Raw genomic sequence first — 24,735 nt, 5'->3', positions numbered from 1 at the left:
GTTGCCGGTGGCCTCTTCGACGTGCCGTATAACCAAGACTGCGGGCATACCGCTCATCACAACCAGCATGGGCAACACCGCAAGTAGATCGGTCCCGCCCCTGGCCGCCGAGCGGCTGGTTGGAGCGTGGATAAGCTGGGTGGATCAAGGTCATGGAGTACGACGACGCCTATCACTGGCCTCCGCAGCTGCTAGAGCTACTCGTCGAGACCATCCCTCGACTCAGGACAGCCGGTCATGGAACCGCGCCCCAGGTCTTGTGAGACCGGGGGCGCGGGAACTGTGCCGATGGGCCAGGCCGGAGGCGCAGTGGGAGTGTCATTGGACGGTCCCGGGCCCGGCGCTACGGATCCTGGTTCTCACAGGAAGAACATCAGGTCCACTTGCCCGTCCGGCCTGTTGGAGAAACAGACCTCCCCAGCGCCCTGCGGGGGGTCCACGTTCACGAACTGGACGGCGTCGTCCGAATTCGGGAAGGTGAGCACGTGCCAGGTCTTCACACCGCTCCGGAGTGCGTTCTTCAGTGCTGGGGCGTCGGCTGTGGAGATGGTCATGGGCATCCTTTCAGAAAGAAGGCTGAGGACTTCGTCGCCGGATTCCACAGGGGCGACCAGGGGGCATCGCCGACGGTATCGTAAATAAAACGGACAGTAATCGTCGAAAGGCGCGCGCCGCCAACCCCTGAATGGCCGACAGTGGGTTCGCTCGGGCCACGGGCGGCCCGGCCGCCGAGCGGGTATCCCCGTCCGCCCCATGGGCCGGTGCTGTCGGCGGCTAACCTGCCAGGGGTACCTCACATAGGCGGTCCATACGAAGTCCGGGGCGGGTGTGCTCGGCACCATGGCAGCGGCATTCGCGGACGGCCAGAGGCGAGTCGCGAATGGAGGTCTCCCCCTCGCGGGCGGCCGTCACACGAGCGTGACCCGCGCTTCCGCATTCCGCATGGGAGAGCGCTCGGTACCGTCGAAGTCCGTGCCGGCCCGGAGCACTTCTTCAGCGAGGGTCCGAGCGAGCTTTTCCTCACCGACGAGCCGGTAGCAGTCCATGGCATAGAAGTCGAACTTCGCCGGGTCCACCACGAAGTGGTTATCGAGGTTGTCGAGGTGCGGCATCGCTTCGAGGAGGCGCCGGCCGCGGTCGAGAGCAACCTCGACCTGTCGGCGGTCCCCGAGGCGGGCCCATGCCTTGGCTTCTTGCGCCGCACGAGCTGCACGGCCACGCCATGATGGGCGCCAGCTCGGTCCCTGCCTGTGCTGCCGCGATGACCCCGCGGTAGTCACCGGTCGTGAGCGAGAACCACGCGCGCATCTCGTGCCCCCACCCCGGAACCTCGGCATGGTCAGCCTCATCGGCAAGGGAAAGGGCCGCGCGGCGGGTGGACTCGGCTGCATGCCGGTCGCCAGTGTCGTACTCGACGCAGCCGACGAGGAGCGCCAACCAGCCCGAGAGGGCGAGCACTTCACGATGCTGCGCGAGCGTGAGGCTCTTCGAGTGGAGTTCAACCACTCGCTTCAGCCACTGCCGACCCTCGATAAGGAGTTGTTCGCTCGGCATGTACGGGTACTCCGGGCAAAGGCGATCCGTCGTGATCCGCAGCGCGTCGAGGGTCGCATTGTCCACGTCGGACCTGTTGAGGCGGCTGACGATTTCGTAGCGTTTCCATGCCGCTCGCGACAAGGAGTCTGAAGCGGGAGCAGCTGGAAACGAAGCTCGCCAAGCGCCCGTATGACCTGCGACACGCGCCCGTGTCGACGTGGCTCAGCTCGGGGTGGAGCCGCAGCAGGTGGCCAAGCGGGCCGGGCACAGCGTGGGCGGTGCTCTTCCGGGTCTACGCGAAGTTCCTCACGGGAGGTGATGAGGCCGCGAACGCGAAGATCTCGGCGCGGCTGGGCCAGCACCGCGCTGCCCCGTCCTGAGTTGGGTCCGGCACTCTGCGCGACCACTGCACCACGAACGGCCCCCGCCTGCGTTTCCGCAGGCTAGGGGCCGTTTCGGCAGTGTGGCGGGTGCAGGGTTCGAACCTGCGTAGGCGTAAGCCGACAGATTTACAGTCTGCTCCCTTTGGCCGCTCGGGCAACCCGCCGGGGATGTGGCCGGGACCCGCTCTGTACGGCGGTGCTCCCTGGCAACGACGTAAACCATACCCGATGTCAGGGGGTGCTCCGCCACCGGGTTGATCGCCGCTGGATCATGGCCTGGGGTGGCTAGGCTGGCCGTGCGGGCCGGGGACGGTTCCGTACACATGACAGATCTACGTACGAGGAGCCAACTCAACATGGCCGACTCCAGTTTCGACATCGTCTCGAAGGTCGAGCGGCAGGAGGTCGACAACGCCCTCAACCAGGCGAGCCGCGAGATCTCCCAGCGGTACGACTTCAAGAACGTCGGCGCATCGATCGAGTGGTCCGGCGAGAAGATCGAGATGCGGGCCAATTCCGAGGAGCGGGTGAAGGCGATCCTCGATGTCTTCCAGTCCAAGCTGGTCAAGCGCGGCATCTCCCTGAAGGCCCTGGACGCGGGCGAGCCGCAGGCCTCGGGCAAGGAGTACAAGATCCTCGCCTCGCTGCAGGAGGGGATCTCGCAGGAGAACGCGAAGAAGGTCGCCAAGATCATCCGCGACGAGGGCCCGAAGGGCGTCAAGGCGCAGGTGCAGGGCGACGAGCTGCGGGTGACCTCGAAGAGCCGTGACGACCTGCAGTCCGTCATCGCCCTCCTCAAGGGCAAGGACTTCGACTTCGCCCTGCAGTTCGTCAACTACCGGTGAGCGCCTGCCAGTAACGAGCAGTCGGCCCTGACGGCGGTTCGGCGTCGGGGCCGTACCGCCCATGGCGGCGGGTCGCATCCAGGCGGCCCGGGGGGCGCGCGACCGAGCGGACCCGGGGCGCGATCACCAGCCTGCGAACTCCCGGTCCGACGCGACGATCCCGCGGCCCAGCGGCATCAGCGAGATCGGGATGAGCTTGAGGTTCGCCCAGCCGAACGGGATCCCGATGATCGACGGGAACAGCGGAATGCTCGTGATCAGGTGCCCCAGTGCGAGCCGCCAGCCCGCGAAGATCACCCAAATCACATTGCCGACGAGCGACGGCACCCCGACGCCCGGCCGCTCGACCGTGGTGCGACCGAACGGCCACAGCACATACCCGCCTATGCGCAGCGAAGCAATGCCGAACTGTCTCCATAGAGGGCTCTCCCGGCGTTCGGCCCCACGAGATTCGCAGGCAAGCGGCCTAGCTAGTAGTGCAACCGCATCTGGGGTGAGGATCAACCATGGTCAACCTTGATCGTCACCCCAGATGCGGTTGCAGTGTTAAAGAGATCGTTTCGCCCGTTACCACCGCCGTCCAGAGTTCGCCCGCAGGGTGCAGGCATGTGGATGCGCCTGCTGACGGCAAGGCCGTCCGGATCGAGTAGGCGTGGGTAGGCCGCGTCGTCAGCCGACGCATGATGGCACGAAGGCCGGGTCGGCCGGGCCCTTGCGCTCGAGCGCATTCAGGACCCACTGGTGGACGACCGGGTCGTTGGGCGTCTGGTCGTGCTCGATGGTGTTGAGCGGGCAGCGGTCCTGGAGAGTGATGTTGGTGACCTCTCGGTCCGAGCCGTTCAGGAACGCGCTGGTGTAGGGCGTGACGATCTCGTCGTATCTGGTGGTGACGACGGTGTAGTACGGACCGGCCGGCGTCTCGTCCTTCGCGTTCAGGTCGGTCAGGAACTCCGACCCCGCCTGTTGCTCGTCGCAGGCCGGACACGCGCTGTTTTCGCTGTTTTCGCTGTTTTCGAACTCGGGCGGGGGTGCGATCACGCCCTCCGTGCCGTGGTTGGACGGAACGATCCCCACCAGGTCGTCGACCTGGGTCGCGCCGCCGATGTACTTGATGTAGTAACGGGGCATCATTCCGCCCTGGCTGTGTCCGACCAGGTCGACCTTCTTGGCGCCCGTAGCCCCCATGACCGCGCCGACGAACGACTTGAGTTCCTTCGCTGACTGGGCAATAGGTCCCATGGCGTTGCCGCCGTAGTTCAGCGCGAAGACGCAGTACCCCTCGCTCTTCAGCTTGGGGCTGAGCGTAGGCCAGTTCTTGGCCATGGTCTCGAACGTCCCGTGGACCAGCACGACCGGCTCGGGATGCTCGGCGGTGGGCTCGCAGGACCAATCGTTGGCACCGGGCGGAGGGATATCGGTGGTGTCGGCGGTGGCCAGCGAGGCGGGGGACAAGACGACAGTGGTGATCGCGAGAGCGGCGGCGGTAAGAATCGCGGGGAGGCGCGGAGGCATGCTCTTCCTCTTCGGACGGGGGAGGGGGACGGTAGGGCGGGGACGGGACTGATGAACCCCCGTCGCGACGGTGGATGGCCTGCCCGGAGCGGCATGCCTCGCGGGTGACCTCGGAACCCGAACACTGTTCGGTATTGCCGATTGGTCAGCGATTTTGCGTGGCTGTTACCGGCATGTCAACCCTCGGTGTCACACGTTGCGAGCCCTGCCTCCGTCCTGTCCGGCTGATCAGTCCGGGCCGGGGCAGGCCCGCAGGCGCCTGCACGTAGCGCTCGTGCGGCTGTGAAGCCGCTCAAGCAGAGCCGAGTGCGTGTCAGCGTCGCCCGGCTTCGTCATTCGACGGAGATCAGCAGTCGATGAAGATGAACGGTAAGCCTCTGGCTCGGAGGCCAGTCTCGACAGTGACTCCATACCGCGCGGCGGCCGAAGTCCGCCGGCATGCTGGCGGCGCGGAACAGCCCCGGTCGGCGGTGACGGTCTTGGACCGCCTTCCATGACGGAAGCTGCCGCCCGGGGAAGAGTCACGCGGGTGCGGGACCGGGTCATAGCGCTGTCGTGGTGCTGCGGTTGATCAGGCCAGGGAGGGGTGGCCGGTGCATGGCGGTGGCGGTTGCGCGATCGGTCCAGGCGGAGGCCGGGGGGCAGGGCGGTGCAGGGGCGGCTGCTGCGGGGCCTGCCGGCCGGGAGCCACCTCTGCCCCAGCTACGTTCTGTCCGGTCGAGCTGGTGACCGACGTGCAGCCCGGCCAGACAACCACCGGCGAGATGCCAACCACGATCAAGAGCGCGGATGGCATCAAACTCAACATCACCAAGTTCGACCGCAGCGCCGGGTTCTAATCGAGGGGCACAGCCGTGGGCATCCTCGACGACAAGCCGGCACGGCAGCTCGAAGCCCGTGCGGACACCCTCGCGGAGAAACGGTGCCGACCCCGAACATGGTCAACAAGCACCGGCAACTGACCATGTGGCCGAAGATCACCGAAGACGAGAACGGTCACCAGGCGTGGCCAGGTGGCAGGGGCGCACGCGGAGCTGTTCGAGGTGGGCAAGCACCGGGGCTGGACGGCGACCCTGGACTAGCCAGGTTCTGGCCGTCCGATCACCGTCCCGGGCGGTTGCGACTCGCTACGACAAGCGCGGGCATGTCGTTCTCGGCACCGACACCGCCGCAGCGGTCGTCATCTGGCTCCGCTCATGATCGACCGGACAGAACGTGGCGCCCAGGGCGCGATCACCAGCCTGCGAACTCCCGGTCCGACGCGACGATCTCGCGGCCCAGCGGCATCAGCGAGATCGGGATGAGCTTGAGGTTCGCCCAGCCGAACGGGATCCCGATGATCGACAGGAACAGCGGAATGCTCGTGATCAGGTGCCCCAGTGCGAGCCACCAACCCGCGAAGATCACCCAAATCACATTGCCGACGAGCGACGGCACCCCGACGCCCGGCCGGTCGACGGTTGTGCGACCGAACGGCCACAGCACATACCCGGCTATACGCAAGGAAGCAATGCCGAATGGAATGGTAATGATCAAGATGAAACAGATGAGGGCCGCGATGGCATAGGCGATAGCCATCCATATGCCGCAGAAGACCAGCCACAGCACGTTCAGAACAAGACTGATCACCTTCATAGACCCTAGCCTCCCACGCCGCCATGTCGGTCGCTTCCTGAGACGCCCTGTGGTCATCTCCGGTTGCCCCTCGGTCTCACCCCGGCCGCGGGGTGGCCTCACTCCCGGTAGCCGGCCATCTGCTCGAGGCGGGCGATGCGTTCCGGCATGGGCGGGTGGGTCGAGAAGAGCTTGGCCATGCCCATGCCCGGGCGGAAGGGGTTGGCGATCATCAAGTGACTGGCGGTCTCCAGGCGGGGCTCGGGCGGCAGCGGGAGCTGTTTCGTGCCCGCGTCGAGCTTGCGGAGGGCGCTGGCGAGGGCCAGCGGATCGCCCGTGAGCTGAGCACCTGAGGCGTCGGCCTCGTACTCGCGGGAGCGACTGACCGCGAGCTGGATGACGGACGCGGCGAGCGGGCCGAGGATCATGACCAGGAGCAGGCCGAGGATGCCCGGGCCCTCGTCGTCGTCCGAGCGGCCTATGGGGATCAGCCAGGCGAAGTTCACCAGGAACATCACCACGGAGGCGAGCGCCCCGGCGACCGACGAGATGAGGATGTCCCGGTTGTAGACATGACTGAGCTCGTGGCCGATCACGCCGCGCAGCTCGCGCTCGCTGAGTATGCGCAGGATGCCGTCGGTACAGCAGACGGCGGCGTTGCGCGGGTTGCGGCCGGTGGCGAAGGCGTTGGGGGCCTGGGTCGGCGAGATGTAGAGCCGGGGCATGGGCTGGCGGGCCGCGGTCGAGAGCTCGCGGACCATGCGGTAGAGGCCAGGGGCCTCGAACTCGCTCACCGGGCGGGCCCGCATGGCGCGCAGGGCCAGCTTGTCGCTGTTCCAGTAGGCGTACGCGTTGGTGGCCAGCGCCACGAAGACGGCGATGATCAGGCCCGTACGGCCGAAGAGGCTGCCGATGACGATGATGAGCGCGGACAGTCCTCCGAGGAGTACAGCGGTCTTCAGCCCGTTGTGCCGGCGGTGCACGGTACGCCCTCCAAGTGGTGCGGCAGGGGAACCCTCTTGCTCGGTGTCTCCACCCTCCAGTGGACCTTCCTGCACTGGTCAACGCCAGGCGAGGGCCGCGGGTTCCCTGCCGGCCGCGGGGCGGCGACGGGGCCGTACGGGTGACGCGGTCCGCCGGTCCCGGCGCAGCGTCGCCCGTCTCAGAGAAGCGTCGCCGAGGCGAAGCGCAGGACGAGCTGGGGCGCGCCGGAGAGAGCGATGCCGAGGACGGCCGCCAGGCCGATGGCCGCGGTGAGCGGGGCGGGGACCCGGAGCTTCGCGGGCGGGGCCGCACTCGCCTCCGGGGCCCGGAAGAGGACGGCAGTCCACACGAGGTAGTAGTAGAGCGCGATCACGACGTTCACGGCCATGACGACGGCGAGCCAGCCGAGGCCCGCGTCCACGGCGGCGGAGAAGACCGTGACCTTGGCGAAGAGGCCGATGATGCCCGGCGGCAGGCCCGCGAGGTTGAGCAGGAAGAAGCCCATCGCGAGGGCGGCGAGGGGGCGGGACGCGTAGAGGCCGCGGTAGTCGGAGATCCGGTTGACCGGGCTCGTGCGGCCGACCAGTGCGGCTACGCCGAAGGCGCCGAGGTTCACAGCGGCGTACATGAGGGCGTACGCGACGGTGGAGCCGATGGCGTGGGACGGGGCGTCCACGTAGCCCGCGGCCGCGATCGGGACCAGCAGATAGCCAGCCTGGGAGACGGACGACCAGGCGAGGAGCCGTACGGCGCTGTGGGCGCGGTCCGGACGCTGGCGGAGGGCGGCCACATTGCCCGCGGTCATGGTGAGGGCGGCCAGTACGGCGACGACCGGGCCCCACACGTCCGCGTACGACGGGAACGCGAGGACCGTGACCAGGATGATGCCCGTGAAGCCGACGGCCTTGCCGATGACCGACAGGTACGCGGCGACGGGCAGTGGCGCGCCGACGTAAGTGTCGGGCACCCAGAAGTGGAAGGGGACGGCCGCGGTCTTGAAGGCGAAGCCGACCAGGGTGATGGCCACGCCCGCGGTGACCAGGGTGTCGAACTGAGCGGGGACGTCGTTCAGGCGGCTCGCGACCTCGGAGAGGTGCAGGCTGCCGGTGGCGGCGTAGACGAAGCTGACGCCGAGCAGGCTGACCGCCGTGGCGGCCACCGACGACAGGAAGAACTTGAGGGCGGCCTCGGAGGAGAGCCGGTCGCCGCGGCGCAGGCCGACGAGCGCGAAGGACGGCAGGGACGCGACCTCGAGGGCGACGATGAGGGTCGCGAGGTCGCGGGAGGCGGGCAGCAGGGCCGCGCCGGCGGCGGAGGACAGCAGCAGGAACCAGAACTCGCCCGCGGGGAGCTTCGTTTCGGCCACGGCGCTGACGGACAGCAGGGCCGTGAGGAGGGCTCCTCCGAGCACCAGGAACTGTATGACCAGGGTGAAGTAGTCGGCCGTGTAGCTGCAGACGTCGGCGTCGGAGGTCAGGCAGAAAGTGCTGCGGTCGCCGTCGAGGAGGGGCAGGAGGGAGAGCGCGGCCAGGGCGAGGCCCGCGATCGAGATCCAGCCGAGTACGGGCTTGCGGCGGTCCGGGACGAAGAGGTCGGCGACGAGGACGACCATGCCCACAACGGCGGCGATGGTGGGCGGGGCGATCGCGAGCCAGTCGACGGACTGGACCAGGCCTGTGGCGGTCGCAGTCATCAGTTGCCTCCTGCGAGGAGCTGCTGCACGGCCGGGTCGGTGAGGCCGATGAGGGCCGCGGGCCAGAGTCCGGCGAGGACGGTGAGGGCGACGAGCGGGGTCCAGGCGGCGAACTCGTGGCCTCGTACGTCGGCGAGGGCCGGTGCCGGGGTTCCGGTGGTGGGCGCGGGCTCCGGCTTCGCTTCCGGCTCGGGCTTCGCTTCGGGCTCCGGCTCGAGGCGTTCGCCCATGCAGACACGGCGTACGACCACCAGCAGGTACGCGGCGGTGAGCAGGGTGCCGAGGCCCGCGAACGCCATGAAGGTCAGGTACGCGGGCCGGCTGAGCCCGTCGGCGGGCCGGAACGCACCGAACATCGCCAGCATCTCGCCCCAGAATCCGGCGAGTCCGGGGAGCCCGAGAGAGGCGACGGCGGCGAAGGCGAGCAGGGCGCCGAGGCGCGGTGCCTTGCCGTAGAGCGCCGCGCCGGTCGCGCCGGAGAGCCGATCCAGGTCGGTGGAGCCGTAGCGCTCCTTGACCGCGCCGACAAGGAAGAAGAGGAGGCCGGTGATGAGGCCGTGGGCGATGTTGGCGAAGAGGGCGCCGTTGAGGCCGGTCGGCGTCAGGGTGGCGATGCCGAGGAGCACGAAGCCCATGTGGCCGACGGAGGAGTACGCGATCAGCCGCTTGAGGTCGCCCTTCGCGCCGGTGCGCGCCAGGGCGAGGCAGGCCAGCGACCCGTAGATGATGCCGACGACGGCGAAGGCGGCGAGGTAGGGGGCGAAGGTGCGGGCGCCCTCGGGGGCGATGGGGAGCACGATCCGTACGAAGCCGTACGTGCCCATCTTCAGCAGGACGCCGGCGAGGAGGACGGAGCCGACGGTGGGGGCGGCGGTGTGGGCGTCCGGGAGCCAGCTGTGCAGGGGCCACATCGGGGTCTTGACGGCGAGTCCGATGCCGATGGCGAGGACGGCGATCAACTGCGTGGTGTGACTGAGCGATGACCCGTTGTCAGTGGCGAGTGCCACCATGTCGAATGTGCCGCTCTTGAGACCGACGAGGAGGAGGCCGAGCAGCATGACGACCGAGCCGAGCAGCGTGAAGAGGATGAACTTCCAGGCCGAGCTATCGCGGCCCTCGCCGCCCCAGCGGGCGATGAGGAAGTACATCGGGATGAGCACCATCTCGAAGGCCAGGAAGAACAGCAGCAGATCGAGGACGGCGAAGGTGGCGAGGGTGCCCGACTCGAGGACGAGCAGCAGCGCGACGAACGCCTTGGCCGAGCCGCCTTCCGGCAGCCGGAAGTAGGTGTAGAGCGCGCAGAGGAAGGTCAGCAGCGCGGTCATCACGAGGAGGGGGAGCGAGATGCCGTCGATACCGAGGTGGATTCGCACGTCGAGAGCTGGGATCCAGCTGATGTCGGTCGTGGCCTGCATCTTCGACGGGTGGTCGTGGTCGAAGCCGATGGCCAGGGCGATGGAGAGGGCGAGGACGACGCCGGTGACCGTCACGCCGTGGCGCAGCACGGCCTGTTGGGGGCTCTTGCCCTTCAGCCCGGGCGGGGCCGGGAGCAGGGCCGCGGCGGAGCCGATCAGGGGGAGGACGACGACGGCCGCGAGGAGGTACTGCATAGCGGTGTCATTGATCAGGCCACTCACGGCTCACGCTCCGGCGGCGACGAGGACGGCGGCGATAGCCAGGACGACGGAGCCGGCGAGCAGGGCGCTGAGATAGGTCTGCACATTGCCGGTCTGGGCACGGCGGACGGCCGCGCCGAGCAGGCGCGGGGCGGTGCCCGCGCCGCGTACATAGGTCTCGACGACCTCGCGGTCGAGGAACCGGACCAGTTCGGCCGCGGCGCGCACGGGGCGTACGAACAGCGCCGCGTAGACGGCGTCGAGGTGGAAGCCGTGCGCGGCCGGCCGGTGAAGGGGGCCCAGGAGGAGGCGGCCGGGGTCGGCGGGGTCCTCAGCGGACCCGATGTCCCCGTACACCTCTTCGTGGGTGTCGATGGCCTCGATCTCGGTCAGGGCGGGCTCGGTGTGCGGGTGAGCCGCGACCGCGCCGACCGGGACCCTGCGGGCGAGGGCCGCGGTGTGCCGCCAGGCCGCGTACGTGACGAGGGCGCCGACGAGGGCGAGGCCGGTGCCGAGGACGGAGGTGGTGAGGGTCGGGTCGAGCGAGCGGTCGTCGAACCAGCCAGGGAGGACACCGACGGTGATGCCGAAGGCGGCGGTGGGGACGAAGAGCACCCACAGCACGGCGTTCATGACGAGCGGCTGCCTGCCGAGGTCGGGGGCGGGAGCGCCCTGGCCGCGGAACGCGAGGAGCCAGAGGCGGGCGGCGTAGCCCGCGGTGAGGAGGGCGGTGATCAGACCGGAGACCAGGACGATCCAGCCCGCGGCGCCGGGGATCCGGTCGGCGTGGCCGGTCGCGGCGTGCTCGGCGGCGCCCAGGACGGCTTCCTTGGAGAAGAAGCCGGCGAAGGGCGGGATGGCGGCGAGCGCGAGGAGGGCGACGGTCACCGTCCAGTACGCGTCGGGGACGCGCTTGGCCAGGCCGCTCATCCGGCTCATGGCGGCCAGGGAGTTCGTACCGGCGGCGGCGATGATCACGCCGGCGCCGAGGAAGAGGAGGGCCTTGAAGGCACCGTGGGAGAGGAGGTGGAAGACGGCAGCGCCGCGGTCGCCGACCGCGAGGGCGCCGGTCATGTAGCCGAGCTGACCGACCGTCGAATAGGCCAGGACGCGCTTGATGTCGTCCTGGGCGAGAGCGGCGAGGGCGGAGCCGGTCATGGTGACGGCGGCCATCACGGCGAGTACGACCAGCGCGGCGGCGGAGGCGGCGAAGACGGGCAGCAGCCGGGCGATGAAGTAGACGCCCGCGGCGACCATTGTGGCGGCGTGGATCAGCGCGGAGACGGGGGTGGGTCCGGCCATCGCGTCGGGCAGCCAGGTGTGCAGCGGGAACTGTGCGGACTTCCCCGCCACGCCCGCGAGGAGCAGCAGCGCGATGAGGGTGGGGTGGTCGAGTCCGTCGCCGGAGACGGCGGCGGTGAGGATGCCGTTGATCCGGAACGTGCCGGCGTCGGCGGCGAGCGCGAACAGGCCGAACAGGAAGGGGACATCGCCGAGCTTGGTGACCAGGAAGGCCTTGATCGAGGCGGACCGGGCCGCCTCGGTCTCCCAGTAGTGGCCGACCAGGAAGTACGAGCAGATGCCCATGATCTCCCAGCCGACCAGCAGCACCATGAGGTCGCCGGAGTAGACGACGAGCAGCATGGCGGAGGTGAAGAGTGAGACGAGCGCGGCGTACGAGGGGTAGCGCGGGTCGTTGCGCAGATAGCCGGTCGAGTAGATCTGCACGCAGGAGGCGACGACCCCGACGAGGACCGCCACGAGCGCGGCGAAGCCGTCGAGGTGGAGCGCGAGGTCGATCGGGACCGAGCCGGTGGGCGTGAGCCGGGTCGCGGCGTCGATCGCGTCCCCGCCGCCTTGCCGTACAGCCACGACCACCGTGAGCGCGGCGGCGGTCAGGGTCGGCAGGATCGCCAGGGGCCGTACGAAGCCGGGGGCGCGGCGGCCGGTGAGGAGACCCGCCGCTGCCCCGAGGAAGGGCAGCAGCGGGACGAGGACGGCGAGGGTCGTGGTCGTCACGCGGCGGCCTCCGCCTGCTCTGCCGGGGTCTGCTGGTTGGCTGCCTGCCCATCGGGATCATCGGGATCATCGGGACCCGCCGTCTCGGCGAGGTCGCGCAGCCGGTCGACGTCCGAGCTGCCGCGGTTGCGGTAGACGAGCAGCACGATCGCCAGGCCGATGCCGATTTCGGCGGCGGCGATGGCGATGGTGAAGAGGGTGAGCGCCTGGCCCGCGTGCAGGGTGTCGCGGAGCCAGACGTCGAAGGCGACGAGGTTGAGGTTGACGGCGTTGAGCATCAGCTCGACGGACATCAGGACCAGGATCGCGTTGCGCCGCGCGAGCACGCCGTAGAGACCGGTGCAGAAGAGGAGGACGGCGAGTACGGCGGGGTAGGCGAGGTGCATCTCAGCGCTGCTCCTTTGCCTCGGCGGCGCCGTTCGTTCGGGTCTTGCGGGACAGGACGATCGCGCCGACGAGCGCGGCGAGCAGCAGCACGGAGAGCGCCTCGAACGGCAGAACCCAGTGCCGGAAGAGGATCTCTCCGGAGACGCGGGTGGACCCCTGAGCGGGTCCGTCGAGGTCGATCCAGGTCGCCCGGAAGGCGTCCACGACGACCCAGACGAGGGCGGCCGCGGCGCCGGTGGCCACGGCCAGGGCGGCCCAGCGGTTGCCCGAATCCGCGTCCGGGGAGCGGCCGATGGGCGCCTTGGTGAGCATCAGCCCGAAGAGGAGGAGGACCACGACGGACCCGACGTAGATCAGCACCTGCACCCAGGCGATGAACTCGGCCGTGAGGAGGAGGTATTCGACGGCGAGCCCGCCGAGCGTCACGACCAGCCACAGCGCGGCGTGCACCAGCTGCCTGGTGGTGACGGTGATCAGGGCCGCCCCGAGGGTGACGAGACCGACGAGGAGGAACGCGATCTCGACGCCGGTGGGGGACAGGAAGCCGTGCGCCTGCGCGGCGAGCGGGGCAGCGGGGCTCACCTCTCCCCCTTCCCCTGGCCGGGCTCCGCCTGGCCGGAACCGTCGGCCGTCGACTCGGCCACCGCGAGGCGATCCGCGGTCTTGCGCGCCGCGCCGAGCTCCTTCGGCTCCTCGGCCGCAGGGTCGAGCGCGGGCGGCGCGGGCACCGTCCACATCCACTCGCGGAGCTTGTCCCGCTCGTGGGTGAGGTCGCGGATGTCCTCCTCCGCGTACTCGAACTCCGGGGACCAGAACAGCGCGTCGAAGGGGCACACCTCGATGCAGATACCGCAGTACATGCAGAGCGAGAAGTCGATGGCGAAGCGGTCCAGGACGTTACGGCTGCGCTCGCGCCCGCCGGGGGCGGCGGGCGGCACCGTCTCCTTGTGGGAGTCGATGTAGATGCACCAGTCCGGGCACTCGCGGGCGCACAGCATGCAGACCGTGCAGTTCTCCTCGAACAGCCCGATCACGCCGCGGCTGCGGGGCGGGAGCTGCGGCTGCACGTCCGGGTACTGCGCGGTGTGCGCCTTCCGCGTCATCGTGCGCAGGGTGACGGCAAGGCCCTTGGCGAGACCGCTGCCGGGAATGGGCGCCATTACTGGATCACCACCTTGACGATGCCGGTGAGCGCGATCTGGGCGAGCGCGAGCGGGATGAGGGCGGTCCACGCGAGCTTCTGCAGCTGGTCCTCGCGCAGCCGCGGATAGCTGACCCGCAGCCAGATGACGCCGAAGGCGAGGATCGCGGTCTTCAGCAGCGTCCACAGCCAGCCGAGGCCGTCGGCCCCGAAGGGACCGTGCCAGCCACCCAGGAAGAGGACGGTCGTCAGACCGCAGAGGACGATGATGCCCGCGTACTCCGCGAGCAGGAAGAGCGCGAAGCGAAGGCCGGTGTATTCGGTGTAGGCACCGAAGATGATCTCCGAGTCGGCGACCGGCATGTCGAACGGCGGCCGCTGGAGCTCGGCGAGGCCCGCGGTGAAGAAGACGAGACCGCCGACGATCTGCCAGGGCACCCACCACCACTGGAAGCCGTCGAGGATGCCGGGCAGCGAGACCGTACCGGCGGCCATCGCGACGGAGCCGGCGGTCAGCAGCATCGGCAGCTCGTACGCGAGCAGCTGCGCGGCGGTGCGCAGGCCGCCGAGCAGGGAGAACTTGTTCGCCGAAGCCCAGCCCGCCATCAGCGAGCCGAGCACGCCGACGCCCATCACGGCGAGTACGAAGAAGATGCCCGCGTCGACGACCTGGCCGACGGCGCCCTCGCCGGGGCCGATCGGGATGGCGACGATGACGAGGAGGTAGGGGAGGAGCGCGACGGCGGGCGCGAGCTGGAAGATGCGGCGGTCCGCGCCCGCGGGTACGACGTCCTCCTTCTGCGCGAATTTCACGCCGTCCGCGACGAGTTGGGCCCAGCCGTGGAACCCGCCGGCGTACATGGGGCCGAGCCTGCCCTGCATGTGCGCCATCACCTTGTGCTCGGTCTGCCCCACGACCAGGGGCAGGAGCAGGAACGCGACGAGGACGGCGAGCAGTCGCCAAGCGACATCGAGGACGTCGTTCATGCGGTCTGGCCTCCTTCGTCGGATTGGGGGGTGGTGTCGGCTTGGCGGGGCTCGGGCTCGGTTCGGGATTTGGGTTCGGGTCCGGACTCGGGCTCGGGTCCGGACTCGGGTTCGGGTCCGGACTCGGGCTCGGTCGCGGCGTCGGCGTCGGCGTCGGGTTTCGGCGGCGCGGTCTCGTCGAACGCGGGGCGGGCGTGGTGCCAGGGAGCGTCCGACGAGCGGCGGGGGGCGGCGGGGCCCTCCTCCGGAGCGGCCTCGCCCGCTGCCTCGGCAGCGGCGCTCCGGCTCGCCGAACCCTCCTCCGGCGTACGGGACTTGGGCGGGGACGGCGGCGAGGGCGGGGGCGCCGCGGACTCGCTGGTCGTCGGCTCCGCGGGCCGCTGGCTCGCCGAGCCCTCGCTCGCGCTGCGTGCGCGGCGCGCCGGGCGCTCGGGCCTCGCAGGCGCAGGGCCCCCTGCCGCGCTTTCGGCGGCCGCGGAACCGGCGGTGCCGGTGGTGGCCCGCTGGCTCGCGGAGCCCGCGTCGGCGGTGCGGGTGCGACGCGGCGGCCGTTCCCCCGCCGCCGCGCGGGCGCCGCGCGCCGGACGGGCAGGGGCCGGGGGCAGCTGGCCCTTGAGCGGGCCCCACTCGTTGGGGTCGGGCACGCCCGGCGGCAGCATCTGCCGCCGCTTGGGCCCGCCGTGCTCGGACTCCCCCGGCTCCTTCGCCCCCGGCCACGCCTTCGCGACCCGCGCCGCCAGGACGAAGTCCTTGCGCAGCGGGTGCCCTTCGAAGCCCTCGGGGAGCAGCAGCGGTACGAGGTGGGGGTGACCGGTGAAGTCGATGCCGAACATCTCGTGGGTCTCGCGCTCGTGCCAGGCCGCACCGGCGTAGACGCCGGTCGCGGTGGGGAGCGCGGGAGCGTCGTGCGGCACGGTCGTCCGGACCAGCAGGCGGCGCGGTGCGGTGCCGCCGACGGCGGCGGCCGTCGCGTCCGGCTCGCCGCCCGGAGCCGCAGCGGCGGCGCCGTGGCCGGGGCTCGGGAGGGCGACGACGTGCGCCGATACGCGGAAGCCCTCGCCGGGCTCGTCGACGGCGCTCAGCCAGTCGAAGTACGTGCAGCCGAGGGTGTCCCGGGCGGTCTCCAGCGCGGAGACCCAGGCCGCGGGCGGCACGTCGACCGTCAGCAGCTCGTACGCCTCCTCGGCCCTCGCGCCCTCCCCGAAGAGCTCCTCGGCCCCACCCGGCAGCCAGCCCGCAGGCGGCTCCGCCGCAGCGCGGATCTCGGGGGCGGGAGCCGCCGACTCGGCGGGACCGTCGGTGCCGGACCCGGCGCCTCCAGCTGCCGCCGGGGAGGCGGACTGGGACTGCGCGTCCGGGGAGGCCCCCACTGACCCGGCAGGCAGATCGGCTCCCGCACGGCCACCAGCAGCAGACCCCGAACCACGCCGCTCGGCAGCGTCCGCCCCCGCGGCGGCGGAGGACGACACCGCCGAATCCGAACCCTCGGACCCCTCATCGGCAGAGGCCTCTGCGCCCGAGGGCCGGCGCGCAGACTGCGAGTCGGCCGCCTCCGGGCGCTCACCGGCCCGGTCCGCCGCCGTGGATCGGGCCTCCGCGTTCGGGGAGGAGGTCTCCGCGGCCGCCGGCTCGACGGGCTGGGTGCGCTCGTTCGGGTCCCTGGGCTCGGTGGGCTCGTTCACCGGCCGCCCTCCTCCGGAGTCCGGCCGGCCTCGTCAGAGGGCGATCCCTCGGCAGCCGCATCGGTCTTCGTGGGCGCCGCGCCATCAGCCTTCGAGGGGGTCTCCCCCGCCACGGCCCCCGCCACGGCCCCCGCGCCGCCCGCGCCCCCGCCCGGCGCCTGAGGGCCGGGGACCAGGCCGCTGCGGAGCGCCGCCGTCGAGGGGCGGCCGACCGCGCCGTTCGCCGTCCCCGCGCCGCCCACGTCCCCGTAGCGCTCCCCCAGCGACTCCCGCGCGATCTTCTCCTGGAGCTTGAGGATGCCCTGCAGCAGGGCTTCCGGTCGCGGCGGGCAGCCGGGAACGTAGACGTCGACGGGGATGATCTGGTCGACGCCCTTGGTGACGGAGTACGAGTCCCAGTACGGGCCGCCGCAGTTCGAGCAGGCGCCGAAGGAGATCACGTACTTCGGCTCCGGCATCTGCTCGTACAGCCGCTTAACGGCCGGGGCCATCTTGTCCGTGACCGTGCCGGAGACGATCATCAGGTCCGCCTGGCGCGGCCCCGGCGCGAAGGGGATCACGCCGAGCCTGATGAAGTCGTGCCGCGCCATCGACGCGGCGATGAATTCGATCGCGCAGCAGGCGAGCCCGAAGTTGAAGACCCACAGGCTGTAGCGGCGGCCCCAGTTCAGGACCACCTTCATGGGTTCCGGGGCCAGCCGGGACAGCGGGCCCAGGCGACGACCCGCGACGGAGTCGCCGGAGGGCACCGTCGGGAGCAGTTCCGCAGCAGGTGTCACGTCCATGCCAGCACACCCTTCTTCCAGGCGTAGAGCAGACCCACGGCGAGGAAGCCGAGGAAGATGAACATCTCCACCAGGGTTGTCCCGCCGTAGCCGGGTGCGGCGAAGACCGTCGCCCACGGGAAGAGGAAGATCGAGTCCACCGCGAAGATCACGTACAGGAACGCGTAGACGTAGTAGCGGACCTGGGTGTGCGCCCAGCCCTCGCCGACCGGGTCGACGCCGCACTCGTACGTCAGCAGCTTCTCCTGCGTCGGCACGACCGGCCGCAGCAGCCGCCCGGCCCCGAAGGCCACGGCCACGAACAGCACCCCGACCACGGCGAGCAGGCCGACCACCGAATAACTCTCGAAGTAGTCCGCCGCGTAGCCGGCGACGTGGTCCGGCGCCCTGTGGTCCGCCGCCAGACGGACCGATGCTGCCGTACGCACGGTCGGCTCGAGAACGTCCGCCACGTCCGCAACGTCCGCCACGTCCGCCCCTCGCTCCCTGGCTGCCTGGTTCTGCCGTGTTCCGTCGTGTTCGACGATCTGTTCCGACGATCTGTACGGACGGGAAGTCTAGGCCCTGCGACAGGCGGCGTGACCAGCCGTCTCACGTCTCCTGCCGGGACCGGGGTGACCGGGGGTGGGGTTATCCCCACCTCATCCCACCTAACCACCCCATGGCGGCCGGTGACGCCCGCCCGGCAGGCTGGCTCGTATGACCGAGAGCGCCCCCTCCTCCCCCGGCTTCGCCGCGCTCGCAGCCGAGGTTCCCGACCCGCTGCACAGCACCCCGCCGGACGGCGACCGGCTGCCGCCAGTGGGCCTGGCCTTCAACGCGCAGACCTGGCGGGAGATCGCGCACCTCCTCACCAACCTGCCGATCGTGATCCTCGGTTTCGTCTACATCTCGATCTGGCTGTACGCGGGCGCGATGCTCTCGGTGACCGTGATCGGCCTGCCGGTGCTCGCCGCGGGCCTGCTCGGGACACGGCTGCTGGGCAGGTGGGAGCGGGCCCGGGCGCGCGCCCTGCTGCGCGTACGGATCGACGAGCCGAGCCCGATCAGGCACCGCACGCGCGGCGGCTTCTTCCCCTGGCTGTGGACGAGCCTGAAGGACCCGGTCGGCTGGCGGGCGGTGCTGTACTCCTTCATGCGGCTGCCCTGGGGCGTCCTCACCTTCTCCGTCACCCTCACCTCCCTCTTCGTGCTCTGGCCCGTGCTGCCGTGGATCGCGCGGGGGCTGACCAACGCCGACCGCGCGATGGTCCGCGGCCTGCTCTCACCGTCCGACGAGCTGGAGCGGCGGATCGCCGAGCTGGAGTCGGACCGGGGCACGGTGGTCGACACCGCGGCCGCCGACCTTCGCCGCATCGAACGCGACCTCCACGACGGCGCCCAGGCCCGCCTCGTCGCCCTCGCCATGGACCTCGGCCTCGCCAAGGAAAAACTCCAGGAAGACCCCGACGCCGCCGCCCGCATGGTCGACGAAGCCCACGGCGAAGTGAAACTCGCCCTCCAAGAACTCCGCGACCTCGCCCGCGGCATCCACCCCGCCATCCTCACCGACCGCGGCCTCGGCCCCGCCCTCTCCACCCTCGCCACCCGCTGCACCGTCCCCGTCACCGTCACCGTCGACCTCCCCACCCGCCCCGCCCCCGCCATCGAAGGCATCACCTACTTCACCGTCTCCGAACTCCTCCAGAACATCAGCAAACACGCCCACGCAACCCACGCCTCCGTGGACGTGTGGCGGGCAGAGGGCCGGATCATGCTGCAGGTGACGGACGACGGGCGGGGCGGAGCGGGGGCCTCGATCAGTGCCGCTGGGACGCAGAGCCCGGGCACGGAGAACTCCGGCACGGAGAGCCCGGGCACGGAGAGCTCCGGCACGGGCCTGGCCGGTCTCGCCGAGCGGCTCGACTCGGTCGACGGCCTCCTCGCCGTGGAGTCCCCTGCGGGCGGCGGCACCACCGTCACCGCCGAGCTCCCCTGGCGCGGATGGGCCGTACCGGCCGATCCTCCTGTCCCGCTCCCCGGCAAGTCAGCAGAGACGCGCTTTCCTCCCGCGCCGGGCACGCGGGCATCCGGATCCTGAGATGCTGGAGTCCGCAAGCGACAACGTCCAGGACGGTGGCGCAGGGATCGGGGGACTGGGGACGTGGCGGACGTACAGGACGCGGGAGACAGGGTGCGGGTGGTCATCGCCGAGGACTCGGTGCTGCTCCGCGAGGGGCTGACCCGGCTGCTGACCGACCGTGGGCACGAGGTGGTCGCCGGGGTCGGCGACGCGGAGGCCCTGCTCAAGGCGATCCAGGAGATGGACGGCCAGGGCGAGCTGCCGGACGTGGTCGTCGCGGACGTACGGATGCCGCCGACGCACACCGACGAGGGCGTGCGGGCCGCGGTGCGGCTCCGCCGCGACCACCCGGACCTCGGCGTACTGGTCCTTTCGCAGTACGTGGAGGAGCAGTACGCGACGGAGCTGCTGGCCGGGAGCAGCCGGGGCGTGGGCTATCTGCTCAAGGACCGGGTGGCCGAGGTGCGCGAGTTCGTGGACGCGGTGGTGCGGGTGGCCGGCGGCGGCACGGCGCTGGACCCGGAGGTCGTGGCGCAGTTGCTGGGCCGCAGCCGCAAACAGGACGTGCTCGCCGGGCTGACCCCGCGGGAGCGGGAGGTCCTGGGCCTGATGGCGGAGGGGCGTACCAACTCGGCGATCGCGCGGCAGCTGGTGGTGAGCGACGGCGCGGTGGAGAAGCACGTCAGCAACATCTTCATGAAGCTGGGCCTGTCGCAGAGTGACGGGGATCACCGTCGCGTGTTGGCGGTCCTCACGTATCTCAACTCCTGAACCATGGGGGACGCGTTCACTCGAGCCGTGGTCGTAGGCCCAAAGAATGAGCCTCGGGCCTCGGGCGGGGCAGGGCCCTGCGAGGCGGGAAAATCATGACGAACCGGCACAAAAGGGCGTCTCATCCCCGTGCCCACTATGTGACACTTCCAGGGAAGGCGGCCCTTACCGACGTACAGTTGCCGTTGGAACAACCGGTCGGTATGTCGGAGGACACCAGCCGCCGCCTCGAAGGAGGTCCAGTTCAGTGACCAGCCAGGTCAGCACCCAGGCCGAGCAGGCCGATGGGGCAGACACCGGTGAGCAGCACGCTCCCGGCAGCAAGGAAGTCAGACGTCTCGACCGGGTGATCATCCGCTTCGCGGGTGACTCAGGTGACGGTATGCAGCTGACGGGTGACCGTTTCACCTCGGAGACGGCGTCGTTCGGGAACGACCTGTCCACGCTGCCGAACTTCCCCGCCGAGATCCGTGCCCCGGCCGGAACCCTGCCCGGGGTGTCCAGCTTCCAGTTGCACTTCGCGGACCACGACATCCTCACCCCGGGCGACGCGCCGAACGTGCTGGTCGCGATGAACCCCGCCGCGCTGAAGGCGAATCTGCCGGACCTGCCGCGCGGCGCGGAGGTCATCGTCAACACCGACGAGTTCACCAAGCGCGCGCTGGCCAAGGTGGGGTACGCGGCCAGCCCGCTGGATGACGGCTCGCTGGAGGGCTACAGCGTCCACCCGGTGCCGCTGACCACGCTGACCGTCGAGGCGCTGAAGGACTTCGAGCTGTCACGGAAGGAGGCGGAGCGGAGCAAGAACATGTTCGCGCTCGGCCTGCTGTCGTGGATGTACCACCGGCCGACCGAGGGTACGGAGACCTTCCTGCGGTCGAAGTTCGCGAAGAAGCCGCGGCTGGCCGAGGCCAACGTGACGGCGTTCCGGGCGGGTTGGAACTTCGGGGAGACGACGGAGGACTTCGCGGTCTCCTACGAGGTGGCACCGGCCGCGGCGGCGTTCCCGCCGGGCACGTACCGCAACATCTCCGGGAACCTGGCACTGACCTACGGTCTGGTGGCCGCCTCGCAACAGGCCGACCTGCCGCTGTTCCTGGGCTCTTACCCGATCACCCCGGCCTCCGACATCCTGCACGAGCTGTCCAAGTACAAGAACTTCGGCGTGCGGACCTTCCAGGCCGAGGACGAGATCGCGGGCATCGGCGCGGCCCTGGGCGCGGCCTTCGGCGGCGCGCTGGGCGTGACCACCACCTCGGGCCCCGGTGTGGCGCTGAAGTCGGAGACGATCGGGCTCGCGGTGTCGCTGGAGCTGCCGCTGCTGGTGGTCGACATCCAGCGCGGCGGCCCGTCCACCGGGCTGCCGACCAAGACCGAGCAGGCGGACCTGCTGCAGGCGATGTACGGGCGCAACGGCGAGGCCCCGGTCCCGGTCGTCGCCCCGGCCACCCCCGCCGACTGCTTCGACGCGGCGTTGGAGGCGGCCCGTATCGCCCTGGCCTACCGGACCCCGGTGTTCCTCCTCTCCGACGGCTACCTGGCCAACGGATCCGAGCCGTGGCGCATCCCGGACGTGGACGAACTCCCGGACCTGCGGGTGCAGTTCGCCACCGGGCCCAACCACACCACCGAGGACGGCACCGAGGTCTTCTGGCCGTACAAGCGCGACCCGCGCACCCTCGCCCGCCCCTGGGCCATCCCGGGCACGCCGGGCCTCGAGCACCGCATCGGCGGCATCGAGAAGCAGGACGGAACGGGCAACATCTCCTACGACCCGGCCAACCACGACTTCATGGTCCGCACCCGCCAGGCCAAGGTGGACGGCATCGACGTCCCGGACGTCACCGTCGACGACCCCAGCGGGAACGCCGGGGTCCTGGTGCTGGGCTGGGGTTCGACGTACGGGCCGATCACCGCGGCCGTACGGCGCATCCGGGGCGCGGGGGGCGCAGTCGCGCAGGCCCATCTGCGCCACCTCCACCCCTTCCCACGGAATCTCGGCGAGGTGCTCGGGCGTTACGAGAAGGTGGTCGTACCCGAGATGAACCTCGGCCAGCTCGCCACCCTGCTGCGGGCCGAGTACCTGGTGGACGTCCGCTCCCACACCCAGGTACGGGGGCTGCCGTTCAAGGCCGAGGAGCTTGCCAAGGTCCTTAAGGAGGCCATTGATGACTGAGGCGCTCTCGCTGGTGCCGAAGGCCGAAGCCAAGCAGTCGATGAAGGACTTCAAGTCCGACCAGGAAGTGCGCTGGTGCCCCGGCTGCGGTGACTACGCCGTCCTGGCCGCCGTCCAGGGCTTCATGCCCGAACTCGGCCTGGCCAAGGAGAACATCGTCTTCGTCTCCGGCATCGGCTGCTCCTCCCGCTTCCCGTACTACATGAACACCTACGGGATGCACTCCATCCATGGCCGCGCCCCCGCCATCGCCACCGGCCTCGCCGCCTCGCGCCAGGACCTCTCCGTCTGGGTGGTCACCGGTGACGGCGATGCGCTGTCCATCGGCGGCAACCACCTCATCCACGCCCTGCGCCGCAACGTCAACCTCAAGATCCTGCTGTTCAACAACCGGATCTACGGCCTGACCAAGGGGCAGTACTCGCCGACCTCCGAGATCGGGAAGATCACCAAGTCGACCCCGATGGGCTCCCTCGACGCGCCGTTCAACCCCGTATCGCTCGCGCTCGGCGCCGAGGCGAGCTTCGTGGCGCGTACGGTCGACTCCGACCGCAAGCACCTCACCGAAGTGCTGCGGCAGGCCGCGGCCCACCCCGGCACGGCGCTGGTGGAGATCTACCAGAACTGCAACATCTTCAACGACGGCGCCTTCGAGGTCCTCAAGGACAAGGAGAAAGCGCTGGAGGCCGTGATCCGGCTCGAGCACGGACAGCCGATCCGCTTCGGCACCCCGGCCGAGGACGGTCTGGGATCGAAGGGCGTCGTCCGGGATCCGGCGACCGGCGACCTCAGGATCATCGACGTGACGGCCGACCGTACGGCGGACGTGCTGGTGCACGACGCCCACGCCCAGAGCCCCACCACGGCCTTCGCGCTCTCCCGGCTCGCCGACCCCGACACGCTGCACCACACTCCGATCGGCGTGCTGCGCAGCGTCCGGCGTCCGGTCTACGACACGCTCATGGCCGACCAGCTCGAGCAGGCGGTGGAGCAGGGCGGCAAGGGCGACCTCGCCGCGCTGCTGCACGGCAACGACACCTGGACCGTCGCCGGTTGACGAATTCTCCCGGCTGCCGACGGTCGCCGGGACGAACCGGACCTGCCACGGCTGGCACGCGGACCTGCCACGCGGCCCGTACCTGACATCGCTCAGGTGCGGGCCGCGTCGTACTGTTCGCGTGCCTCCAGCACCTGCGGGACCTTCTCCTCGGTCCAGCGGGCCAGCCCCCACACCTGACGGGCCGCCTCCTCGCCCAGCGGGGTGAGCGAGTAGTCGACGCGCGGCGGGATGACGGGGTGCGCGTGGCGGTGCACGAAGCCATCGCGCTCCAGGGTCTGGAGCGTCTGGGCCAGCATCTTCTCGCTGACGCCGCCGACGGTGCGGCGCAGCTCGCTGAAGCGGTGGGTGCCTGCGAGGAGGGCGGCGAGCACGAGCACGCCCCAGCGGCTGGTGACATGCTCCAGCACGCCCCGCGACGGGCACATCGGCGCGTTCACGTCCGCCTTGGCGAGCTTGGCGATCAGGCTCTCGCTAACGTCCATGCCAGTACCTTACTTCAAAGTGGGTACTTTCCAACGGTTAGTGCCGGACCTAGGGTGAGTTTCCGACCGACACGAGCTGACGTGAACAGGGGAAACACACATGATCGTCGTCACCGGAGCCACCGGGAAGCTGGGCCGCCACGTCATCGACGGCCTCCTGGAGAAGGTCCCCGCGGCCGAAGTGGCCGCCGTCGTCCGCGACAAGGGCAAGGCCGCCGACCTCGCCGCGCGCGGTGTCGAGCTGCGCATCGCCGACTACAGCGAGCCGGAGACCCTGAAGGGAGCCTTCGGGGCCGGCGACAAGGCGCTGCTGATCTCCGGCAGCGAGGTGGGGCGCCGGGTGGCGCAGCACCGGGCCGTCGTGGACGCGGCAGCGGCGGCCGGGGTCGCACTGCTCGCCTACACCGGCGTACTCGGCGGCCCCGAGGCCGACTTCGAGCTCGCCGCCGAGCACAAGGCAACCGAGCAGGCGATCCTCGACTCCGGCCTGCCGTATGTCTTCCTGCGCAACGGCTGGTACCACGAGAACTACACCGAGAACCTCGCCCCGGTGCTGGAGCACGGCGCGGTCGTCGCCGGCGCGGGCGAGGGCCGCGTGGCCTCGGCAGCGCGCGCAGACTACGCCGCCGCGGCCGTGGCCGTCCTGACCGGCGAGGGCCACGAGGGCAGGGCGTACGAGCTGAGCGGCGACACGGCGTGGAGCTTCGCCGAGTACGCGGCCGAGGTCGGCCGGCAGAGCGGCAAGGCGATCGCGTACTCCAGCGTCCCGGCCGACGCCCACCGGGAGATCCTGACGGGCGCGGGCCTCCCGGAGCCGCTCGCCGACATCTTCGTCGACGTGGACGTGGCGATCGGCCGCGGGCTGCTGGAGCGTACGAGCGGCGACCTGTCGCGGCTCATCGGTCGTCCCACCATGCCGGTGTCCGAGGCGATCGCGGCCGCCCTGAAGGACTGACGCCCGGCAGTCGCCGCCGGTCTTCTCGCGGGCCCGCTGTCATGCC

The 24,735-nt window shown here is 70.4% G+C and carries 24 protein-coding genes and 1 tRNA gene; 7 read left to right on the top strand and 18 right to left on the bottom strand.

Going from position 1 to position 24,735, the window contains the following annotated elements; genetic code table 11:
- Window positions 1-359: 359 nt before the first annotated feature.
- Window positions 360-554: a hypothetical protein gene (locus ACTWP8_RS16765; RefSeq protein WP_443322962.1), complete on the bottom strand. Its 195-nt coding sequence runs from the start codon at window positions 552-554 to the stop codon at window positions 360-362.
- A gap of 354 nt (window positions 555-908) precedes the next feature.
- The gene (locus tag ACTWP8_RS16760) at window positions 909-1,112 is read right to left on the bottom strand and encodes a hypothetical protein (protein ID WP_443322961.1); all 204 of its coding nucleotides are present in this window, start codon (window positions 1,110-1,112) and stop codon (window positions 909-911) included.
- Between the two features lie 223 nt (window positions 1,113-1,335).
- Between ACTWP8_RS16760 and ACTWP8_RS16755 the strand changes: the two genes are divergently transcribed.
- The gene (locus tag ACTWP8_RS16755) at window positions 1,336-1,686 is read left to right on the top strand and encodes a hypothetical protein (protein WP_443322960.1); all 351 of its coding nucleotides are present in this window, start codon (window positions 1,336-1,338) and stop codon (window positions 1,684-1,686) included.
- 314 nt (window positions 1,687-2,000) lie between these two features.
- On the opposite strand, the gene ACTWP8_RS16750 is transcribed toward ACTWP8_RS16755, so the two are convergent.
- A tRNA-Tyr gene (locus ACTWP8_RS16750) sits at window positions 2,001-2,083 on the bottom strand.
- 192 nt (window positions 2,084-2,275) lie between these two features.
- Here ACTWP8_RS16750 and ACTWP8_RS16745 point away from each other — a divergent pair.
- Window positions 2,276-2,764, top strand: a complete 489-nt coding sequence (locus ACTWP8_RS16745; protein WP_443322959.1) for a YajQ family cyclic di-GMP-binding protein — start codon at window positions 2,276-2,278, stop codon at window positions 2,762-2,764.
- A gap of 123 nt (window positions 2,765-2,887) precedes the next feature.
- Here ACTWP8_RS16745 and ACTWP8_RS16740 read toward each other — a convergent pair whose 3' ends face one another.
- From ACTWP8_RS16740 to ACTWP8_RS16675, 14 genes are all read right to left on the bottom strand, one after another.
- Complete coding sequence (locus ACTWP8_RS16740; RefSeq protein ID WP_443323092.1) at window positions 2,888-3,166, bottom strand: YccF domain-containing protein; 279 nt, start codon at window positions 3,164-3,166, stop codon at window positions 2,888-2,890.
- Between the two features lie 267 nt (window positions 3,167-3,433).
- Window positions 3,434-4,276, bottom strand: a complete 843-nt coding sequence (locus ACTWP8_RS16735) for an alpha/beta fold hydrolase (protein WP_443322958.1) — start codon at window positions 4,274-4,276, stop codon at window positions 3,434-3,436.
- Window positions 4,277-5,509: 1,233 nt separating this feature from the next.
- Entirely contained in the window at window positions 5,510-5,911 is a 402-nt protein-coding gene (locus ACTWP8_RS16730) for a YccF domain-containing protein (RefSeq protein WP_443322957.1), read from the bottom strand.
- Window positions 5,912-6,009: 98 nt separating this feature from the next.
- Complete coding sequence (gene htpX / locus ACTWP8_RS16725) at window positions 6,010-6,873, bottom strand: zinc metalloprotease HtpX (protein WP_443322956.1); 864 nt, start codon at window positions 6,871-6,873, stop codon at window positions 6,010-6,012.
- Window positions 6,874-7,052: 179 nt separating this feature from the next.
- Entirely contained in the window at window positions 7,053-8,567 is a 1,515-nt protein-coding gene (locus tag ACTWP8_RS16720) for an NADH-quinone oxidoreductase subunit N (protein WP_443322955.1), read from the bottom strand.
- Window positions 8,567-10,177, bottom strand: coding sequence for a complex I subunit 4 family protein (locus ACTWP8_RS16715; protein WP_443323091.1), 1,611 nt, complete (start codon window positions 10,175-10,177; stop codon window positions 8,567-8,569). The genes ACTWP8_RS16720 and ACTWP8_RS16715 overlap by 1 nt, the downstream gene beginning before the upstream one ends.
- Window positions 10,178-10,207: 30 nt before the next feature.
- Window positions 10,208-12,202 carry an NADH-quinone oxidoreductase subunit 5 family protein gene (locus ACTWP8_RS16710; RefSeq protein ID WP_443322954.1) on the bottom strand — a complete coding sequence of 665 codons (1,995 nt, stop codon included), beginning with the start codon at window positions 12,200-12,202 and terminating at the stop codon, window positions 10,208-10,210.
- Window positions 12,199-12,588 carry an NADH-quinone oxidoreductase subunit NuoK gene (gene nuoK, locus ACTWP8_RS16705; RefSeq protein ID WP_443322953.1) on the bottom strand — a complete coding sequence of 130 codons (390 nt, stop codon included), beginning with the start codon at window positions 12,586-12,588 and terminating at the stop codon, window positions 12,199-12,201. The genes ACTWP8_RS16710 and nuoK overlap by 4 nt, the downstream gene beginning before the upstream one ends.
- Before the next feature lies 1 nt (window position 12,589).
- On the bottom strand, window positions 12,590-13,171 hold the full coding sequence (locus tag ACTWP8_RS16700) for an NADH-quinone oxidoreductase subunit J family protein (protein WP_443322952.1): 582 nt from the start codon (window positions 13,169-13,171) through the stop codon (window positions 12,590-12,592).
- On the bottom strand, window positions 13,168-13,749 hold the full coding sequence (locus ACTWP8_RS16695; RefSeq protein WP_443322951.1) for a NuoI/complex I 23 kDa subunit family protein: 582 nt from the start codon (window positions 13,747-13,749) through the stop codon (window positions 13,168-13,170). Before ACTWP8_RS16695 ends, ACTWP8_RS16700 begins: the two co-directional genes overlap by 4 nt.
- Window positions 13,749-14,717 (bottom strand): complex I subunit 1/NuoH family protein, encoded by a 969-nt coding sequence (locus tag ACTWP8_RS16690; RefSeq protein ID WP_443319869.1) that lies wholly within the window; start codon window positions 14,715-14,717, stop codon window positions 13,749-13,751. The genes ACTWP8_RS16695 and ACTWP8_RS16690 overlap by 1 nt, the downstream gene beginning before the upstream one ends.
- Window positions 14,714-16,399 carry an NADH-quinone oxidoreductase subunit C gene (locus tag ACTWP8_RS16685; RefSeq protein ID WP_443322950.1) on the bottom strand — a complete coding sequence of 562 codons (1,686 nt, stop codon included), beginning with the start codon at window positions 16,397-16,399 and terminating at the stop codon, window positions 14,714-14,716. The genes ACTWP8_RS16690 and ACTWP8_RS16685 overlap by 4 nt, the downstream gene beginning before the upstream one ends.
- A complete protein-coding gene (locus tag ACTWP8_RS16680; protein WP_443322949.1) occupies window positions 16,396-17,184 on the bottom strand; it encodes an NADH-quinone oxidoreductase subunit B in 789 nt (262 codons plus the stop codon). Before ACTWP8_RS16680 ends, ACTWP8_RS16685 begins: the two co-directional genes overlap by 4 nt.
- Complete coding sequence (locus ACTWP8_RS16675) at window positions 17,175-17,588, bottom strand: NADH-quinone oxidoreductase subunit A (protein WP_443319874.1); 414 nt, start codon at window positions 17,586-17,588, stop codon at window positions 17,175-17,177. Before ACTWP8_RS16675 ends, ACTWP8_RS16680 begins: the two co-directional genes overlap by 10 nt.
- A 295-nt stretch (window positions 17,589-17,883) precedes the next feature.
- Between ACTWP8_RS16675 and ACTWP8_RS16670 the strand changes: the two genes are divergently transcribed.
- From ACTWP8_RS16670 to ACTWP8_RS16655, 4 genes are all read left to right on the top strand, one after another.
- Window positions 17,884-19,263 carry a sensor histidine kinase gene (locus ACTWP8_RS16670; RefSeq protein ID WP_443322948.1) on the top strand — a complete coding sequence of 460 codons (1,380 nt, stop codon included), beginning with the start codon at window positions 17,884-17,886 and terminating at the stop codon, window positions 19,261-19,263.
- Window positions 19,264-19,356: 93 nt separating this feature from the next.
- Window positions 19,357-20,016 carry a response regulator transcription factor gene (locus tag ACTWP8_RS16665; protein WP_443323090.1) on the top strand — a complete coding sequence of 220 codons (660 nt, stop codon included), beginning with the start codon at window positions 19,357-19,359 and terminating at the stop codon, window positions 20,014-20,016.
- Window positions 20,017-20,263: 247 nt separating this feature from the next.
- Window positions 20,264-22,192, top strand: a complete 1,929-nt coding sequence (locus ACTWP8_RS16660; protein ID WP_443322947.1) for a 2-oxoacid:acceptor oxidoreductase subunit alpha — start codon at window positions 20,264-20,266, stop codon at window positions 22,190-22,192.
- Window positions 22,185-23,249 carry a 2-oxoacid:ferredoxin oxidoreductase subunit beta gene (locus ACTWP8_RS16655; RefSeq protein WP_443322946.1) on the top strand — a complete coding sequence of 355 codons (1,065 nt, stop codon included), beginning with the start codon at window positions 22,185-22,187 and terminating at the stop codon, window positions 23,247-23,249. Before ACTWP8_RS16660 ends, ACTWP8_RS16655 begins: the two co-directional genes overlap by 8 nt.
- Before the next feature lie 92 nt (window positions 23,250-23,341).
- Here ACTWP8_RS16655 and ACTWP8_RS16650 read toward each other — a convergent pair whose 3' ends face one another.
- Window positions 23,342-23,734 (bottom strand): winged helix-turn-helix transcriptional regulator, encoded by a 393-nt coding sequence (locus tag ACTWP8_RS16650; protein ID WP_443322945.1) that lies wholly within the window; start codon window positions 23,732-23,734, stop codon window positions 23,342-23,344.
- Between the two features lie 100 nt (window positions 23,735-23,834).
- On the opposite strand from ACTWP8_RS16650, the gene ACTWP8_RS16645 reads away from it, so the two are divergent.
- Window positions 23,835-24,689: an NAD(P)H-binding protein gene (locus tag ACTWP8_RS16645; RefSeq protein WP_443322944.1), complete on the top strand. Its 855-nt coding sequence runs from the start codon at window positions 23,835-23,837 to the stop codon at window positions 24,687-24,689.
- Window positions 24,690-24,735 lie beyond the last annotated feature (46 nt).

It is taken from the genome of Streptomyces sp. 7N604 (assembly GCF_052245475.1).
In the GTDB taxonomy this organism is placed as follows: Bacteria; Actinomycetota; Actinomycetes; order Streptomycetales; family Streptomycetaceae; genus Streptomyces.
Note: the sequence above shows the minus strand (reverse complement) of the source record. Positions and strands in the feature narration are given on the sequence as shown.

What these genes read in the sequence shown, in the direction of transcription:
- ACTWP8_RS16765 (WP_443322962.1), bottom strand. Translation starts at nt 554, where the DNA reads ATGACCATCTCCACAGCCGACGCCCCAGCACTGAAGAACGCACTCCGG.
- ACTWP8_RS16760 (WP_443322961.1), bottom strand. Translation starts at nt 1,112, where the DNA reads ATGCCGCACCTCGACAACCTCGATAACCACTTCGTGGTGGACCCGGCG.
- ACTWP8_RS16755 (WP_443322960.1), top strand. Translation starts at nt 1,336, where the DNA reads ATGGTCAGCCTCATCGGCAAGGGAAAGGGCCGCGCGGCGGGTGGACTC.
- ACTWP8_RS16745 (WP_443322959.1), top strand. Translation starts at nt 2,276, where the DNA reads ATGGCCGACTCCAGTTTCGACATCGTCTCGAAGGTCGAGCGGCAGGAG.
- ACTWP8_RS16735 (WP_443322958.1), bottom strand. Translation starts at nt 4,276, where the DNA reads ATGCCTCCGCGCCTCCCCGCGATTCTTACCGCCGCCGCTCTCGCGATC.
- ACTWP8_RS16730 (WP_443322957.1), bottom strand. Translation starts at nt 5,911, where the DNA reads ATGAAGGTGATCAGTCTTGTTCTGAACGTGCTGTGGCTGGTCTTCTGC.
- ACTWP8_RS16720 (WP_443322955.1), bottom strand. Translation starts at nt 8,567, where the DNA reads ATGACTGCGACCGCCACAGGCCTGGTCCAGTCCGTCGACTGGCTCGCG.
- ACTWP8_RS16715 (WP_443323091.1), bottom strand. Translation starts at nt 10,177, where the DNA reads ATGCAGTACCTCCTCGCGGCCGTCGTCGTCCTCCCCCTGATCGGCTCC.
- nuoK (WP_443322953.1), bottom strand. Translation starts at nt 12,588, where the DNA reads ATGCACCTCGCCTACCCCGCCGTACTCGCCGTCCTCCTCTTCTGCACC.
- ACTWP8_RS16695 (WP_443322951.1), bottom strand. Translation starts at nt 13,749, where the DNA reads ATGGCGCCCATTCCCGGCAGCGGTCTCGCCAAGGGCCTTGCCGTCACC.
- ACTWP8_RS16690 (WP_443319869.1), bottom strand. Translation starts at nt 14,717, where the DNA reads ATGAACGACGTCCTCGATGTCGCTTGGCGACTGCTCGCCGTCCTCGTC.
- ACTWP8_RS16680 (WP_443322949.1), bottom strand. Translation starts at nt 17,184, where the DNA reads ATGGACGTGACACCTGCTGCGGAACTGCTCCCGACGGTGCCCTCCGGC.
- ACTWP8_RS16670 (WP_443322948.1), top strand. Translation starts at nt 17,884, where the DNA reads ATGACCGAGAGCGCCCCCTCCTCCCCCGGCTTCGCCGCGCTCGCAGCC.
- ACTWP8_RS16655 (WP_443322946.1), top strand. Translation starts at nt 22,185, where the DNA reads ATGACTGAGGCGCTCTCGCTGGTGCCGAAGGCCGAAGCCAAGCAGTCG.
- ACTWP8_RS16650 (WP_443322945.1), bottom strand. Translation starts at nt 23,734, where the DNA reads ATGGACGTTAGCGAGAGCCTGATCGCCAAGCTCGCCAAGGCGGACGTG.
- ACTWP8_RS16645 (WP_443322944.1), top strand. Translation starts at nt 23,835, where the DNA reads ATGATCGTCGTCACCGGAGCCACCGGGAAGCTGGGCCGCCACGTCATC.